General features: G+C 72.6%; 13 protein-coding genes. 7 read left to right on the forward strand and 6 right to left on the reverse strand.

Translation table 11 applies throughout. The features are described 5' to 3' along the window. Positions 1–73 precede the first annotated feature (73 nt). The 5 genes from D1J63_RS22360 to D1J63_RS22380 form a co-directional block, all read right to left on the reverse strand. Positions 74–1,384 (reverse strand): DUF58 domain-containing protein, encoded by a 1,311-nt coding sequence (locus D1J63_RS22360; RefSeq protein WP_125631121.1) that lies wholly within the window; start codon positions 1,382–1,384, stop codon positions 74–76. Further along, positions 1,384–2,373 (reverse strand): MoxR family ATPase, encoded by a 990-nt coding sequence (locus tag D1J63_RS22365; protein ID WP_102928893.1) that lies wholly within the window; start codon positions 2,371–2,373, stop codon positions 1,384–1,386. Before D1J63_RS22365 ends, D1J63_RS22360 begins: the two co-directional genes overlap by 1 nt. Beyond that, positions 2,373–3,590, reverse strand: coding sequence for a DUF4350 domain-containing protein (locus D1J63_RS22370; protein ID WP_164712924.1), 1,218 nt, complete (start codon positions 3,588–3,590; stop codon positions 2,373–2,375). The genes D1J63_RS22365 and D1J63_RS22370 overlap by 1 nt, the downstream gene beginning before the upstream one ends. Then, positions 3,587–4,318 (reverse strand): DUF4129 domain-containing protein, encoded by a 732-nt coding sequence (locus D1J63_RS22375; protein WP_164713212.1) that lies wholly within the window; start codon positions 4,316–4,318, stop codon positions 3,587–3,589. The genes D1J63_RS22370 and D1J63_RS22375 overlap by 4 nt, the downstream gene beginning before the upstream one ends. Positions 4,319–4,379: 61 nt before the next feature. Beyond that, complete coding sequence (locus D1J63_RS22380) at positions 4,380–5,753, reverse strand: glycerophosphoryl diester phosphodiesterase membrane domain-containing protein (RefSeq protein WP_125631123.1); 1,374 nt, start codon at positions 5,751–5,753, stop codon at positions 4,380–4,382. Positions 5,754–5,893: 140 nt separating this feature from the next. Here D1J63_RS22380 and mtnA point away from each other — a divergent pair, with 140 nt between their 5' ends. From mtnA to D1J63_RS22420, 7 genes are all read left to right on the forward strand, one after another. Next, a complete protein-coding gene (gene mtnA, locus D1J63_RS22385; RefSeq protein ID WP_125631124.1) occupies positions 5,894–7,036 on the forward strand; it encodes an S-methyl-5-thioribose-1-phosphate isomerase in 1,143 nt (380 codons plus the stop codon). Between the two features lie 4 nt (positions 7,037–7,040). Then, positions 7,041–7,730, forward strand: coding sequence for a two-component system response regulator MtrA (mtrA, locus tag D1J63_RS22390; RefSeq protein ID WP_003975799.1), 690 nt, complete (start codon positions 7,041–7,043; stop codon positions 7,728–7,730). A 1-nt stretch (position 7,731) separates the two neighbouring features. After that, the gene (gene mtrB, locus D1J63_RS22395; protein WP_125631125.1) at positions 7,732–9,831 is read left to right on the forward strand and encodes an MtrAB system histidine kinase MtrB; all 2,100 of its coding nucleotides are present in this window, start codon (positions 7,732–7,734) and stop codon (positions 9,829–9,831) included. Then, a complete protein-coding gene (locus D1J63_RS22400; protein ID WP_125631126.1) occupies positions 9,821–11,668 on the forward strand; it encodes an LpqB family beta-propeller domain-containing protein in 1,848 nt (615 codons plus the stop codon). The genes mtrB and D1J63_RS22400 overlap by 11 nt, the downstream gene beginning before the upstream one ends. Before the next feature lie 168 nt (positions 11,669–11,836). Continuing rightward, on the forward strand, positions 11,837–12,805 hold the full coding sequence (locus D1J63_RS22405; RefSeq protein WP_125631127.1) for a ComF family protein: 969 nt from the start codon (positions 11,837–11,839) through the stop codon (positions 12,803–12,805). 313 nt (positions 12,806–13,118) lie between these two features. Then, on the forward strand, positions 13,119–13,811 hold the full coding sequence (raiA, locus tag D1J63_RS22415) for a ribosome-associated translation inhibitor RaiA (protein ID WP_102931297.1): 693 nt from the start codon (positions 13,119–13,121) through the stop codon (positions 13,809–13,811). Positions 13,812–14,038: 227 nt separating this feature from the next. Then, entirely contained in the window at positions 14,039–14,803 is a 765-nt protein-coding gene (locus tag D1J63_RS22420; RefSeq protein ID WP_125631129.1) for a response regulator transcription factor, read from the forward strand. Between the two features lie 24 nt (positions 14,804–14,827). Here the strand turns inward: D1J63_RS22420 and D1J63_RS22425 are convergent, their stop codons facing one another. Next, entirely contained in the window at positions 14,828–16,003 is a 1,176-nt protein-coding gene (locus D1J63_RS22425; protein WP_125631131.1) for a crosslink repair DNA glycosylase YcaQ family protein, read from the reverse strand. Between the last annotated feature and the right edge of the window lie 77 nt (positions 16,004–16,080).

Here is a 16,080-nt window from a genome sequence, read left to right on the forward strand (position 1 = left end):
GGCTTTCTGCGTTTTGGGGGGGCTTTGAAGTGAGGAAAGGGCAGGGCCCTTCGGCCCTGCCCCGCCCCGCCGTTTACAGCCGGCCGGCCGCCTTGAGCTCCAGATAGGCGTCCGCGAGGGACGGCGGCAACTCGTCCGGGGTCGCGTCGACGACGGTGACACCGTGCCGACGGAGTTGGTCGGCGGTGCGACGGCGTTCCGACTGGGCCTGTGCGGCCGCTGCTGCTTCGTAGACGGCGTCCGTGTGGCCGCGGGCCTGGGCCATTCTTGCCACGTGCGGGTCGGCCACCGAGGCCACGAGGACCGTGTGGCGCTGGGTCAGTTGCGGCAGGACGGGGAGCAGGCCTTCCTCGATCGGGGCCGCGTCGAGAGTCGTGAAGAGAACGATCAGGGAGCGGCGAGGGGCCGCCCGCAGGGCCGTGGCGGTGAGGCCGCGCGCGTCGGTCTCCACGAGCTCCGGCTCCAGGGTCGCCATGGCGTTGACCAGGCTGGGAAGGACGTCGCCCGCCGTGCGCCCCTGGAGCAGGGCACGTACTCGCCGGTCGTAGGCGAGGAGGTCGACGCGGTCGCCGGCGCGGGAGGCCAGGGCGGCCAGGAGCAGAGCGGCGTCCATGGAGGCGTCGAGGCGCGGGGCGTCGCCGACGCGGCCCGCCGAGGTGCGGCCGGTGTCGAGGACGAGCAGGATGTGCCGGTCGCGTTCGGGGCGCCAGGTGCGTACGGCGACGGTGGACTGGCGGGCTGTCGCGCGCCAGTCGATGGAACGGGTGTCGTCGCCGGGGACGTACTCGCGCAGGCTGTCGAACTCCGTGCCCTCGCCGCGGGTGAGGACGCTGGTGCGACCGTCGAGTTCGCGCAGGCGGGACAGTTTGGAGGGGAGGTGCTTGCGGCTGGTGAACGGGGGGAGGGCGCGTACCGTCCAGGGAACTCGATGGGTGCCCTGGCGGGTGAAGAGGCCCAGGGGTCCGTACGAGCGGATCGTGACGCGGTCGGCGTGGCGGTCGCCGCGGCGGGTAGGGCGCAGGCGGGTGGTCACGCGGCGGCGTTCGCCGGCGGGCACCGACAGGGTGTGACGGGAGGCCGCCGTTTCCGTGCCGGCCTGCCAGCTGCTGGGCGGCCAGGCGTCGCGCAGACGGGCCCGGAGTGGGCGGCCCGACGGGTTGGTCACCGTCAGGGTGACGTCGGCGGTGTCGCCGAGACGTGCGGACGTGTCGCCGGAGCGGGTCAGACCGAGGCGGCGTACGGGGGCGGCCAGGGCGAAGTCGCAGGCGCAGGCGGCGGCCAGCGGGGCGTTGACCGTGAGGATGCCCGTCCAGCCGGGGTCCCAGATGCCGATGGGAACGGAGCCCAGGGCCGCGATGAGCGCGGCTCGTCCGGTGAGTGCCATCAGCGGGGGACGGGGACGTGGGCGAGGATCGCGTTGATGACCGAGTCCGCGGTCACGCCCTCCATTTCGGCCTCCGGACGGAGCTGGACGCGGTGCCGGAGGGTGGGGAGGGCCAGGGCCTTCACGTCGTCCGGCGTGACGTAGTCGCGGCCCGTGAGCCAGGCCCACGCGCGGGCGGTCGACAGCAGTGCGGTGGCTCCGCGCGGGGAGACGCCGAGGGTGAGGGACGGCGACTCGCGGGTGGCGCGGCAGATGTCGACGACGTAGGCGGTGATCTCCGGGGAGACGGTCGTCTTGGCGGCCTCCGCGCGGGCGGCCTCCAGGTCGGCGGCGCTCGCGACGGGGCGTACGCCGGCGGCGTGCAGGTCGCGCGGGTTGAAGCCGGCCGCGTGGCGGGTGAGGACGTCGATCTCGTCCTGGCGGGTGGGGAGCGGGACGGTGAGCTTGAGGAGGAAGCGGTCCAGCTGGGCTTCCGGGAGGGGGTAGGTGCCCTCGTACTCGACCGGGTTCTGGGTGGCCGCGACGAGGAAGGGCTCGGGGAGAGGGCGCGGCGTGCCGTCCACCGTGACCTGGCGTTCCTCCATGGCTTCCAGGAGGGACGACTGCGTCTTCGGGGGCGTGCGGTTGATCTCGTCGGCGAGGAGGAGGTTGGTGAAGACCGGGCCGGGCTGGAAGGAGAACTCGGCGGTGCGGGCGTCGTAGACCAGGGAGCCGGTGACGTCGCTCGGCATCAGGTCGGGGGTGAACTGGACGCGTTTGGTGTCGAGTTCGGTGGCCTCGGCGAGGGTGCGGACGAGGAGCGTCTTGGCGACTCCGGGGACGCCTTCGAGCAGGACGTGGCCCCGGCAGAGCAGGGCTACGACGAGACCGGTCACGGCGGCGTCCTGGCCGACCACGGCCTTGGCGATCTCGGCGCGCAGGGCTTCGAGAGCGGCGCGGGCGTTGCCCGGGGCCGCAGTCTGCCCGGCGTTGTCAGTGGTCGGGTCCATCATGGACGGCGTACCTCTCTTTCGAGGGCGTCGAGTTGGTCGGCGAGGGCGATCAGGGCCGCGTCGTCGCCGGGCGGCGGGCCGAAGAGGAGAGCGTGCAGGGACTGTCCGTCGCCGTGGGTGCCGTGGAGGTGGGCGGACAGGGCGGGGAGCAGGGACTCGGGTGTGTGCGCCTGGGAGACGGGGACGCCGGTGAGAGGGGCGAGGCGGGTGCGGGTGGCGGAGCGAAGAGCGGTGGCGGCGCGGTCGCGGGCGTTCGCCTTGCGGTAGAGGCGGGCGCGGCCTTCGACGGTTTCGGAGGCGCGGATCGCGACGGGGAGTTTTTCGGGCACCAGGGGGCCGAGTCGGCGTGCCCGCCACAGGGCGGCGAGGGCGGCGGCGATGAAGAGCTGCAGGGTGCCCCAGAGCCAGCCGGACGGGATCAGGTCGAAGAAGCCGCGCTCGTCGTCGGGGTCCGGGACGTCGGAGAGGGAGGGGAGGTACCAGACCAGATGGTCGCGGGAGCCGAGGAGTTGGAGGGCGAGCGAGGCGTTGCCGTGTTCGTCGAGGTGGTTGTTGAAGAGGATGTCGCGGGCGCCGAGGACGACGGTGTCGCCCGGGAGGCCTTCCGGAGAGGCCTCCGTCGTCGGGTCGGGGATGCGGAGCAGGGTGGCCAGGCGCCGGCTGGGGTAGCAGGCGTCGGCTTCCAGGTGGGTGCTGTAGCGGATGCCGCCCGTGTCGGCGTTGCCGGCGCGTCGGGCGGCGGGCAGGTCGCAGGCGGGGGCCAGGGTCGAGTCGAGGCTGAGCGCGGGGTCGGCCGTGACGCCGGGGGCGAGGCGCTCGACGGCGCCGCCGCCGGGGGCGACCAGGACGGTGCGTCCGCCGGAGCCGGTCGTCGCGGAGTGGAGTCCCGTCTGCTGGCGTTCCGTCAGGAGGTCGGGCACGGCGACCAGCAGGGTGGTGTCCGGGCCTGTCGCGGCCCGTGCTTCGTCCAGGGTGGTGACCACGCGCGTGGAGACCCCCCGGTAGGTGAGGAGTTCGGCGACGGCGCGGCTGCCGTAGGGGTCGGCGGAGCGCGGGTCGAGTTCGCTGTGCCGGGCGTCGGAGCGGACCGCCGCGATCGCGACGGCTCCGACGAGCAGCAGGACGAGCGCGAGGGCGATGCCGCGCGTGCGGGTCCACACCTGGCGGGCGGTGGGCGAGGCCGCGGTGGTGGGGAGCGTGGCCTCGGTGGTCATTCGGCGGCTCCCCGGGCGGTGTCCCGGTCCGCGTCGCCCGTGGCTCCGGCCGTGCTGCTCGCCAGGTGCGGCTTGCTGCGTTCCAGGTCGTGGTCGAGTTCGGTGAGGCGCCGGTACGACTGTTCGCTGCCGGGCCGGCCGCCGTACGCGACGTCGTCGAAGTCCCGGGCGGCGGTGCGCAGGCGGTCCCTGTGGTCGGGCAGGGCGCGGCCCGCCTCGGTGGCCGCCTCGTCGGCGGTGCGGCCGGGGCGGGTGTCGAGCAGGGCGCGTTCCTCGAGGGCGCGGACGACGGCCCGCATGCGTTCCTGGACGGCCTGGCTCCAGTGTCCTTGGGCGGCGTGTGCCTCGGCGGCGGCGCGGTGGTCGGCGGCGCCGCGGGGGCGGTCGTCGAAGAGGGCGGGGGCGGAGACGGGACTGCGGCGGGGGGTGCCCAGGCGCCACCAGAGGGCGCCGAGCAGCGCCACCACGGCCAGGATGACGACGACCAGGCCGAGCGTCCCGCCCGGTGTCGCGGTGGAAGCCCTGCTGAACAGCTCTCCGATCCAGTCCCAGAAGGCGTTCAGGGCCCGCTGGAACCAGCTGGGGTCGTTCTCGTGGTACATGCGCTTGGACAGCTCGCGCCGTGCCGCCTCCCGCGCGGGGTCGCGCGGGATCGTCACCGGCGGCTCGTCGCCGGAGCGCGTCAGCGACAGTGCCGACAGCACGGAGGTGTCGCTGGCGTGCGACACCGTTCGTGCGGCGGCGCGCGACAGCACCTCCGTGAGAACTCCCCCCGACGTGCTCACCGCATCAGCTCCCCGGGACGGCGCCGGAGGCGCCGGGGCCGGGGGCGCCGGCGGCGCGGGACAGTTCGAGGTCGAGAGCCTCGCGGCGGATGCGCTGGTCGATGTACAGCAGGACGGTCACGCCCGCCGTGATCGGGAAAGTGATCATGGAGCCGATCACCGAGCCGATGCCGCTGACGACGAGGAACGTCCAGCCGAGGTCTCCGGTGCCTTCCAGGAAGCCGCCGATCCCGTCGCCGCCGAGGGCCGCGGCGAGGAAGGTGAACGGGATGACGATGATCGACGCGACGACGTTGGCGATGACCGTGGCGAGCAGTTGGATGCCGAAGACCCGCCACCAGGAGCCGCGCACCAGCTTCACCGAGCGGGCCATCGCCTTCTTGATGCCCTGCTTCTCCAGCATCAGCGCGGGGGACGCGAGCGAGAAGCGGACCCAGAGCCAGATCGCGACGACGCCGCCCGCCATGAAGCCCAGGGCGGACAGGGCCACCCCGGCCTCGCCGCCCGCGGTGGCCGAGATGATCAGACCGGGCGTCATGCCGGCGGTGAGGAGACTGGCGGCGATGAGGATCAGCAGGAGGATCAGGCCGAACAGCTTCAGCACCTGGGGGCGGGCGTCCTGCCAGGCCTCGCCGGTGGTCACGCGTCGGCCGAGGACGGCGCGGCTGGTGACGGTGGTGAGCAGAGCGGTGGCCAGGACGGTGCCGATCAGCGAGAACAGGAAGATGACACCCGAGTTGATCGTGGTGTCGGCCAGCGCGTCGCCGAGTTCGCTCAGGGTGGCGTCGGGGTCGTTGAGGGCCTCGGTGCCGGTGTTGTCCAGGACGAGGCCCTGGAGCAGTACGACGATGACCTCGGTGAAGATGGCGACGGTCAGCGAGATGCCGAGGACGGTGCGCCAGTGGGTGCGCATGGTCGAGACGGCACCGTCGAGGATCTCGCCGACGCCGAGCGGCCGGAGCGGGATCACGCCGGGCTTGGCCGCGGGCGGGGGCCCGCCCCAGCCGCCTCCCCAGCCGCCGTGTCCACCGGGGGCGCCGTAGCCGCCGTAGCCTCCGCCCGGGCCGCCGGGGCCTCGGTAGCCGCCGTAGCCGCCTCCCGGAGGTCCGGGAGGCGGGGCGCCCCAGCCCGGGCCGGGCGGCGGAGGAGGCGGCGCCTGGCCCGGTGCGGCGGGTCCGGTGGGTGCGGACCACTGGCCGGGGGGCGGCTGCTCCTTGGACCACTTCGTGCCGGGGCTCGTCGGTTCCGCACCCGGCCGGTCCGCGGGCGGCGCGGGCTGATCGGGGCCGGCGGGGCGGTCGGCGGGGCCGGACGCGCCGGGGCCTGGGCCGTCGGACGGGGCGGATCCGGGCGATGCCCAGCCCGGAGTGTCGTTCATCGTCGCTCCTTCACGGTGCCCTTCCGCGGTCGCGGCGGCAGGTTGGCAGCCATCGTGCCATGGGGGCGTCGGGTGCGGACCGGGCGCGGTAGGGGCTGCGCACCTTCAATTGTCCGTCGTACAGGGGGCACACTGACCGCATGGCTGATCAGGACGCGCGAAGCGGCGAGGACAAGAGGCCGACCGGGATACCGGTCCTTCGGTGGGAGGAACCCCCCGAGGGCCCGGTGCTGGTGCTGCTGGACCAGACCAGGTTGCCGGCCGAAGAGGTCGAGCTGGTCTGCACGGACCCGGCCGCCCTGGTCGAGGCGATCCGCTCGCTCGCCGTCCGCGGTGCACCGCTGCTGGGCATCGCCGGCGCCTACGGGGTCGCGCTCGCCGCCGTGCGGGGCTTCGAGGTGACCGAGGCCGCGGTCGCGCTGGAGGGCGCCCGCCCCACCGCGGTGAACCTCGCCGTGGGCGTACGCCGGGCGCGGGCCGCCCATCAGGAGGCGCTCGCCAGGACCGGTGACCCCCGGCAGGCCGCCGCCGCGGCGCTGACCGCGGCACGGGCGCTGCACCGGGAGGACGCCGAGGCCAGCGCCCGGATGGCCGCGCACGGACTGGCGCTGCTCGACGAGCTGCTGCCCGCCGGAGGGCACCGCGTCCTCACGCACTGCAACACGGGTTCGCTGGTGTCGGGCGGTGAAGGGACCGCGTTCGCGGTCGCGCTCGCGGCGCACCGGGAGGGGCGGCTGCGCCGCCTGTGGGTGGACGAAACGCGTCCCTTGCTGCAAGGTGCTCGCCTGACGGCATACGAGGCGGCCCGCAACGACATGGCGTACACCTTGCTCACCGACAACGCGGCGGGTTCGCTGTTCGCGGCGGGTGAGGTCGACGCGGTGCTGATCGGCGCGGACCGCATCGCGGCCGACGGTTCGGTGGCGAACAAGGTGGGGAGCTATCCGCTCGCGGTGCTCGCGCGGTACCACCATGTGCCGTTCATCGTGGTGGCTCCGGTCACGACGGTGGATCCGGGCACACCGGACGGGGCGTCCATCGAGGTGGAGCAGCGCCCCGGACATGAAGTGACCGAGGTCACAGCACCCCAGGTGCCGGTGGCGGGAGCGGGAGGCGGGATTCCGGTGGCACCCCTGGGGAGCCAGGCGTACAACCCGGCATTCGACGTGACCCCGCCCGAACTGGTGACGGCGATCGTCACCGAGGAGGGCGTGGTTTCGCCCGTGACGGCCGAGGCCCTGGCCGCGCTGTGTGCCAGGTCACCCCAGGTAACGATTAGCTAATGGGATGATGTCGTTTATGAAGGGACGAGTCCTTGTCGTCGACGACGACACCGCACTGGCCGAGATGCTCGGCATTGTGCTGCGTGGTGAGGGTTTTGAGCCATCTTTCGTAGCCGACGGCGACAAGGCGCTGGCCGCCTTCCGGGAGACCAAGCCCGATCTGGTGCTGCTCGACCTGATGCTGCCCGGCCGGGACGGCATCGAGGTGTGCCGCCTGATCAGGGCGGAGTCGGGTGTGCCGATCGTGATGCTGACGGCGAAGAGTGACACCGTCGACGTCGTGGTCGGTCTCGAGTCCGGTGCCGACGACTACATCGTGAAGCCGTTCAAGCCGAAGGAGCTGGTGGCCCGTATCCGGGCGCGCCTGCGGAGGTCGGAGGAGCCGGCGCCGGAACAGCTCGCCATAGGCGACCTGGTCATCGACGTGGCCGGTCACTCCGTGAAGCGGGACGGGCAGTCGATCGCGCTGACGCCGCTGGAGTTCGACCTGCTGGTGGCGTTGGCCCGCAAGCCGTGGCAGGTGTTCACGCGCGAGGTGCTCCTGGAGCAGGTCTGGGGCTACCGGCACGCCGCCGACACCCGCCTGGTCAACGTGCACGTCCAGCGGCTGCGCTCCAAGGTCGAGAAGGACCCGGAGAAGCCGGAGATCGTGGTGACCGTCCGCGGCGTCGGTTACAAGGCCGGACCGAGCTGACATGACCAGGGACAGTGCCGCTTCGGCGCCCGGGTCCGGGGCCCGCGCCGGGCGGCCTGTCGGCCCCGAGTCCGCCGGCCGCAAGCCCTCCGGTTCGCGCTTCGGCCGCGTGCTGGAGGGCGGGCTGCTGCACGGCGGGGTGCAGGGCAGCCCGGTGCTCCGGCTGTTCATGCGCTGGGTGCGCCGCCCCCTGCTGCCGGTCATGCGGCTGTGGCGACGCAACATCCAGCTAAGGATCGTCGCCACCACGCTGCTGATGTCGCTGGGTGTGGTGCTCCTCCTCGGCTTCGTGGTGATCGGGCAGGTCCGCAACGGACTGCTCGACGCCAAGGTGAAGGCCTCCCAGAGCCAGGCCACCGGTGGTTTCACGGCGGCCAAGCAGAAGGCCGAGGAGGCGGCGAGCACCAACGGCGACGACACCACCCCCGCGGACGGCCGCCCCTCGCAGAACGTCATCCAGTGGATGAGCGAGCTGGTGAAATCGCTCTCCAGCGGCGGTCAGAGCGCGTTCGACGTGGTCACCCTCCCCATGGGCGGGGAGAGCGGCAGCGGACGCGGTCCACGCGCCTCCGGGACGGTCAACTGGGCGGCCAGCGTCCCCGAGTCCCTGCGGGAGCGCATCGACGGCGACACCGCGGCCGCCCAGAGCTACACCCGGATCGTCTACAACTCCGACCAGGCGTCCCAGCCCGGACTGGTCATCGGCAAGCAGGTCAACGACCCGAACGGCGAGCCCTACCAGCTGTACTACCTCTTCCCGTTCACCCAGGAGGAGAAGTCGCTCAGCCTGGTCAGGGGCACCCTGGCGACGGCCGGGCTCTTCGTCGTCGTGCTGCTCGGCGCCATCGCCTGGCTCGTGGTGCGCCAGGTCGTCACGCCCGTACGGATGGCGGCGAGCATCGTCGAGCGGCTGTCGGCGGGGCGGCTGCAGGAACGGATGAAGGTCACCGGCGAGGACGACATCGCCCGGCTCGGTGAGGCCTTCAACAAGATGGCGCAGAACCTCCAGCTCAAGATCAGCCAGCTGGAGGACCTGTCGCGGATGCAGCGGCGGTTCGTCTCCGACGTGTCGCACGAGCTGCGGACGCCGCTGACCACGGTGCGGATGGCCGCCGACGTCATCCACGACGCGCGCGTGGACTTCGATCCGGTGACCGCGCGGTCGGCCGAGCTGCTCGCCGATCAGCTGGACCGGTTCGAGACGCTGCTCGCGGATCTGCTGGAGATCAGCCGCTTCGACGCGGGCGCCGCCGCCCTCGAGGCCGAGCCGATAGACCTCAGGGAGGTCGTACGGCGGGTCGTCAGCGGTGCGGAGCCGCTCGCCGAGCGCAAGGGCACGCGGATACGGCTCTCCGGCGACCAGCAGCCCGTCGTCGCCGAGGCGGACGCCCGGCGGGTGGAACGCGTACTGCGCAACCTCGTCGTCAACGCCGTCGAGCACGGCGAGGGCCGGGACGTCGTCGTCAAGCTCGCCGCCGCCGGCGGCGCGGTCGCCGTCGCGGTGCGCGACTACGGCGTCGGACTCAAGCCGGGCGAGGCCACCCGGGTGTTCAGCCGCTTCTGGCGGGCCGACCCGGCACGCGCGCGTACCACCGGCGGTACGGGGCTGGGCCTGTCGATCGCCCTGGAGGACGCGCGTCTGCACGGCGGCTGGCTGCAGGCCTGGGGCGAGCCAGGTGGCGGCTCGCAGTTCCGGCTGACGCTGCCCAGGACGGCGGACGAGCCGCTGCGGGGCTCGCCGATACCGCTGGAGCCGGCCGACTCGCGCCGCAACCACGGGCTCCAGGACGCGGGCCCGGGCGACACCGCACGGCCGCACGGCCACGGCATGGACAAGGCGGTCGGCGTCCCGGCGCAGGCGCCCGCCGGTCAGGCGTCCACGGTCTCCGCGCGGGGGCCGATAACGCCGCGGCAGGCCACGGTCGCCCCCACCGCAGACCCGACGGCGCTGCCCGGCAACGGGGCGCGCGTGGTGCCGAGGCCGGTTTCGGGGGCCGCGCGGAGACAGGACGACGGGTCGGCACCGGGGGCGGCGGCGAGCCGTGCGGACGCCGGTTCCGAGGAGTCGAGCAGGCAAGGGGAGGCATCTCGTGGGCGCTGACCGCGAGGGGAGCGGTCGGCGGGGGCCGGCACGCGTGATGGCGTACACCGCCTGCGGTTTCGTGCTGCTGGCGGGATGTGCGTCCATGCCCGACAGCGGGGACCTGCGCGGGGTGGAGTCCACGCCCCGCCAGGACCCTCAGGTGCGGGTGTTCGCGATGCCGCCGCAGGAGGACGACCCGCCCGCCGACATCGTGCAGGGCTTCCTGGAGGCGCTGACCAGCGACGATCCGCACTACGAGACGGCGCGGAAGTACCTGACCGGCGACGCCGCGAAGAACTGGCGGCCGGACCGGTCGACGACGGTGCTCGCGGACGGCCCGGGGACGGTGTCGGACCACTCGGGCAACCGCGAGGAGGCCAACGACTACTCGGTCAACCTGACCGGCACCAAGGTCGCCACGGTGGACGGGCAGCAGTCGTACGCGCCGGCCGAGGGGCGGTACCGCGAGTCGGTGCACCTCACCCGCAACCCAAAGACCAAGCAGTGGCGCATCGACGTGCTGCCGCAGGGCGTCGTCATGGGCAAGTCGGACTTCCAGCGCAATTACATGTCGGTCAACCGGTACTACTTCGCGTCGAACGCCGTGACGCGGGCGGACGCCGACACCGGCACGGTCCGGGAACCGGCGGCCGTCGCCGACCCCGTCTACGTGCGCCGGCGCGTGGATCCGCTGACCCAGGTGGTGCGCTCCCTGCTCAGCGGTCCGACGAGCCTGTTGGACCCCGTGGTCAGGTCCAGCTTCCCGACCGGGACGGCGCTGGCGGACGACGTGGTCTCGCTGACGCCCGACGACCGCAACAAGCTGACCGTGCCGCTCAACGACAAGGCGGCCGCGGCGGGCGACGACGAGTGCGACGAGATGGCCGCGCAGCTCCTGTTCACGCTGCAGAACCTCACTCCGGCGGTGGAGGAGGTCGAGCTGCGCTCGGGCGGGGAGCAGATGTGTTCGCTCTCCGAGGACAGGGCCGAGACGGTCGCGACGCGCGGCTCGGCGCAACGGCCCGACTACCTGTACTTCCTCGACGACGAGGACCGCCTGGTGCGGATCGCCGCCGGCAGCAACGGGACCCGGGCCGAACCGGTGCCCGGCCCCCTGGGCGAGGGGCACCGGGCCATGCGGTCGGTGGCCGTGTCGCGCGACGAGCACAGCGCGGCCGGGATCGGTCTCGACAGCAAGTCGCTCTACGTCGGCTCCCTGGTGTCGGGCGGTTCGCTGGGCGACCCCGTGCTGACCAGCGGGGGCAAGGCGGAGAAGGACCGGCTGACCGCACCCAGCTGGGACACGCGGGGCGATCTGTGGATCGCCGACCGTGACCCGGCCGACCCGAGGTTGCTGCTGCTGGAGAAGGGCGCGGGCGATCCGGTGGAGGTCCGGACGCCGGGCCTCGACGGACGCGTTCAGGCCGTAAGGGTCGCCGCCGACGGGGTGCGGATCGCGCTCGTCGTGGAGAAGGACGGCAAGCGGTCGTTGCTCATCGGACGGATCGAGCGTGAGGAGAAGGCCGGCGAGCCACCCGTGGTCACCGTGCTCGAACTGCGCTCCGCGACCCCGGAACTGGAGGAGGTCACGGCCATGTCGTGGGCCGGTGACGCCCGGCTCGTGGTGGTCGGACGGGAGAGCGGCGGCGTCCAGCAGATCGGTTACGTCCAGGTCGACGGTTCGACGCCGGAGGTCACGGTGCCCGCCGCGCTGACCGGCGTCAAGGAGATCGCCGCCACCGAGGACGAGCGGCTGCCGCTGGTGGCGTACTCGGAGGACCTGATCGTGCGGCTGCCGTCCGGGCTCCAGTGGCAGAAGGTGACGGAGGGGACCGCGCCGGTCTATCCGGGGTGAGGCCCGAGGCGGGGCGCGGCGTCCGGCCCGTCGAAGGCGGGGCGGAACGGCCGTCGCGTGCCGCGACGGAGTTTTCCACAGGGCGCGGGCGGCGTTTTCCACAGGCCTGGCAGGGTTCCGCGGGCGTTGGCACAGTGGTGGCCATCGGGGATCGCGGACGTTGCGGAGATGGTGGCCATGCGGGGAACGCCGACAGTGCGGAGGTGGTGGACCGACCTCACGGACCTGGTGCTGCCGGCCGAGTGCGGAGGCTGTGGCAAGGCTCGAGCGGTGCTGTGTACCCGGTGCCGTACGGCGCTGAGCGGGAGCCCGCCGTGTCGGGTGCGTCCGGACCCGGAGCCGCCCGGCCTGCCCCCGGTGCACGCGGCGGCGCCGTACGCGGACGAGGTCCGGGCGACGCTGCTGGCACACAAGGAGCGGGGGGTGCTGGCCCTCACGGGACCGCTCGGCGTGGCACTGGCGGGGGCGGTGCGGACGGGACTCCGGGAGGCGCGGAGGGGAGCAGACGGTGCGGGAGCCGGTGGTGGGGGTCCTGGTGACGCCGGCGCCGGTGACACGGGTTCCGGTGGGGCGGGGGCCGTACGGAGGCGGGGACCGGTGCTGCTGGTGCCCGTGCCGTCGGCGCGCAGATCCGTGCGGATCCGCGGACACGACCCGGCGCGGCGGATCGCCCTCGCGGCCGCGGGGGAGCTGCGGCGCACCGGGACGTCCGCCCGGGTGCTGGCCGTGCTGCGGCAACGGTACGCCGTGGCCGACCAGTCGGGGCTCGACGCCCGGCAGCGGCTGGACAACCTCACCGGCGCCCTGACGGTGACGCCCGGCGCCGGCGGGTTGCTGCGCGGCGGAGGGGTGCTCGTCCTCGTCGACGACCTGATGACGACGGGGGCGTCGCTGGCCGAGGCGGCACGTGCGGTGCGCGCGGCGACGGCCGCCGCCGTTGAGTCGCGGGCGGGGCCGGACACGTACGGGAGGACGAGATCGGCTGTGTATCCGGCGGAGGCAGGGGAAGGCAGAGAGGAACGGAAGACCGTGCCCCGAATGGCGGGCCGGTACGGAGGCGGTGGCGTGATCCGTGAGGCGATCTGCGCGGCAGTGGTCGCGGCTTCACCAGATTCCTTCGAAATAAACCGGAACTGACTGAGAACTTTCGTCGTTGCAGGTAATGAGAGGTTCAATTCACCGGAACGGAGGTACGCCGCGGTAGAGGGTGACGACATCCGTCCGGGCGAGATATGTTCGGTTGTGAGGCAAAGCCGCAGGCCACACCTCTCAAATCCGAATGCCGTGCTGCGGGTTTCACCGTCATCACCCGCACCGGTGGAGTGGAGATCCCGCCCACGGGGGAGGAGGTGGACGTCACCGAGTCCGAGGTTTCGGGAGAGACCGGAACCTGGTGCAAAAGGGAGATGCTCCGCCGTCGAAGTGGAGCGATCCGGGAACGGAGTTCTGCGTGGACATCGTCGTCAAGGGCCGCAAGACCGAGGTGCCCGAGCGGTTCCGGAAGCACGTGGCCGAGAAGCTGAAGCTGGAGAAGATCCAGAAGCTCGATGGCAAGGTGATCAGCCTCGACGTCGAGGTGTCCAAGGAGCCGAACCCCCGGCAGGCCGACCGCTGTGACCGAGTGGAGATCACGCTCCGCTCCCGCGGTCCGGTGATCCGGGCGGAGGCAGCGGCGAGCGACCCCTACGCGGCGCTCGACCTGGCGGCGGAGAAGCTCGGCGCACGGCTGCGCAAGCAGCACGACAAGCGCTTCTCGCGCCGCGGAGCGCGCCGGATCTCGGCGGCCGAGGTCGCCGACCACGTACCCGGCGCGGCGACGCTCAACGGGAACGGCGCCGTCGTCCCGACCGAGGAGCAGGACGGCGTTCCCACCAAGAAGATCGGCTCGCTGGAGGTTCAGGGCGACGGGCCGCTCGTCGTCCGGGAGAAGACCCACGTGGCCGCCCCGATGTCCCTCGACCAGGCGCTCTACGAGATGGAACTGGTCGGGCACGACTTCTACCTGTTCGTCGACTCCGAGACGAAGGAGCCCAGCGTCGTCTACCGGCGGCACGCCTACGACTACGGCGTCATCCACCTCACCACGGACACGATGGTCACCCAGGCGCACGCTCCCGACGCGGGCGACGCGCTCGGCGGCTGACACGCACCGCCGGTGACAGCGGTCCGGTGCCCCTGGAGCGCGTGTGCGCCCCCAGGGGCACCGGTGTGCGACGGTGCGCGTGGGTGTGCGACCCCATCGCTGCCCGTTCGGTCACTCTGCTGCGGGCGGGGCATGGAATCATGGCGGCAACGGCCCAACAGGTGGGTCGTTGCTCTGGGTTGGCGATGGCTCAGGACCACGTGCCACAGCCTTCAGGGGGAGGAACGATGGCGGACAGTTTCGGACCGATGCGGGGCGCGGGCGTCGACCACGGGATCGACGACGCGGCGGTCGGCATGGGCCCGGACGCGGACGCGGGCCCCACACGCGAGGAGCCGATCAGGGTGCTGGTCGTGGACGACCACGCCCTTTTCCGCCGCGGCCTGGAAATCGTGCTCGCGGCCGAGGAGGACATCCAGGTCGTCGGAGAGGCCGGGGACGGCGCCGAAGCCGTGGAGAAGGCCGCCGACCTGCTGCCGGACATCGTCCTGATGGACGTGCGGATGCCCAAGCGGGGCGGTATCGAGGCCTGCACCTCCATCAAGGAGGTGGCCCCCAGTGCCAAGATCATCATGCTGACGATCAGCGACGAAGAGGCCGATCTCTACGACGCGATCAAGGCGGGCGCGACCGGATATCTGCTCAAGGAGATCTCCACGGACGAGGTCGCCACCGCCATTCGCGCGGTGGCCGACGGGCAGTCCCAGATCAGTCCGTCCATGGCGTCGAAACTGCTCACCGAGTTCAAGTCGATGATCCAGCGGACCGACGAACGCCGACTGGTGCCCGCACCCCGGCTCACGGATCGCGAGCTGGAGGTCCTCAAGCTCGTCGCCACGGGAATGAACAACCGGGACATCGCCAAGGAACTGTTCATTTCCGAGAACACCGTGAAGAACCACGTCCGCAACATCCTGGAGAAACTCCAGCTGCACTCCAGGATGGAGGCCGTGGTGTACGCGATGCGGGAGAAGATTCTCGAGATCCGCTGAGCCGGCCGGTGAGCCGGGCCCCGGTCAGTGGAGCAGGAGGGCCAGCTCCCGGGTGAGGGGCTCGCGCAGGTCGGGTGCCTCCACCCGCTCCACGCGTACGTCCGTGCAGTCCACCCAGCTCGCCGCCTCGACCAGGGCCTGGGCCACCGCCGGGGCCGCCTTCCGGCTCTCGAGCGTGACCTGCTTGGCGACCAGGGTGCGCCCCTCGCGCGCCGGGTCCACCCGGCCGACGAGCCGCCCTCCGGCCAGGACCGGCATCGCGAAGTAGCCGTGCACCCGCTTCCGCTTGGGCACGTAGGCCTCCAGGCGATGGGTGAAGCCGAAGATCCGCTCCGTGCGCGCCCGCTCCCAGATGAGGGAGTCGAAGGGCGAGAGCAGCGTCGTGCGGTGACGGCCGCGCGGGGGAGTCTCCAGGGCCGCCGGGTCCGCCCAGGCCGGCCGCCCCCAGCCCTGCACCGTGACCGGCACCAGGCCCGAGTCGGCGATCACCGCGTCGACCTGCTCGGCCTTGAGGCGGTGGTAGTCCGCGATGTCCGCGCGCGTGCCGACGCCCAGGGACTGACCGGCCAGGCGGACCAGGCGGCGCAGGCACTCCGTGTCGTCCAGGTCGTCGTGGAGCAGCGCGGCCGGGATCGCGCGCTCCGCCAGGTCGTACACCCGCTTCCAGCCGCGGCGCTCCACGCACACCACCTCGCCGTACATCAGCGCGCGCTCGACGGCGACCTTCGTGCCCGACCAGTCCCACCACTCGCTGGTCTTCTTCGCGCCGCCCAGGTCGGTCGCGGTGAGGGGGCCTTCGGCGCGGAGCTGTTTGATGACGCGGTCGTAGTCGCCCTCGGGGAGGTGGTGGTTCCAGTGCGGGCGGTTGCGCAGCGCGCGGCGGCGGAAGGCGAAGTGGGGCCACTCCTCGATGGGGAGGATGCAGGCGGCGTGCGACCAGTACTCGAAGGCGTGGGTGTCCTTCCAGTAGGCGTCGTCGACGGTCCTGCGGCCGACGGCGCCCAGGCGGGCGTACGGGATGAGCTCGTGGGAGCGGGCCAGGACCGAGATGGTGTCGAGTTGCACCGCGCCCAGGTGACGGAGGACGCCGCGGACGCCGGCGCGGCGGTCGGGGGCGCCGAGGAAGCCCTGTGCGCGGAGGGCGAGGCGGCGGGCCTCGGCTGCGGACAGTTCCGTGGCGGGGGGCGGGAGGGTCGTCATGCGTCCGCACGATAGGGGGTGGGTCTGACAGTGGGTGGGGTGCGGGGGTGCGGGGAGGTGGGTGCGGTGGGCCGGGG

The organism is Streptomyces sp. KPB2 (assembly GCF_003950055.1).
Classification (GTDB): domain Bacteria; phylum Actinomycetota; class Actinomycetes; order Streptomycetales; family Streptomycetaceae; genus Streptomyces; species Streptomyces salinarius.